This is a genomic window from Vibrio sp. 10N.222.52.B7 (assembly GCF_041474275.1).
In the GTDB taxonomy this organism is placed as follows: domain Bacteria; phylum Pseudomonadota; class Gammaproteobacteria; order Enterobacterales; family Vibrionaceae; genus Vibrio; species Vibrio crassostreae_C.
Genome location: NZ_JBFRTU010000409.1, coordinates 1 through 331 on the forward strand (window position 1 = coordinate 1; position 331 = coordinate 331).

A 331-nucleotide genomic window follows, 5' to 3' on the forward strand; every position below is an offset into this window, starting at 1 on the left:
TTATGGACAATGAAGCGATTGATATTCCTCTTACTCGTTGGAATACCGCTGATGCCGATCCGCAAACCATGCATACAGGTACCGGCAATATCTTTAGTATCGGTGATTTCCGACGCGGCCCTGCAACCGCAGTGGAAGCGGTGGGGGATGGGCGCATTGCTGCACAGGCGATTGATCGCTTCTTTCATGGCGACATGGATAACATTCCGGCTAAACCGTTTAATTCAAGAAAGCACAAGCAGCTCAAAGCAGTGGATCCTGAGCAATACAAATCCATACAGCGTATGGCGCGTAAGATCATGCCAGAGCTAACACCCGAGCAGCGTGAACA

General features: G+C 50.2%; 1 protein-coding gene. It reads left to right on the forward strand.

The genetic code is table 11. The features are described 5' to 3' along the window. A partial coding sequence (locus AB4512_RS23445; protein WP_372175923.1) for a hypothetical protein occupies positions 1–331 on the forward strand: 331 nt, incomplete at both ends.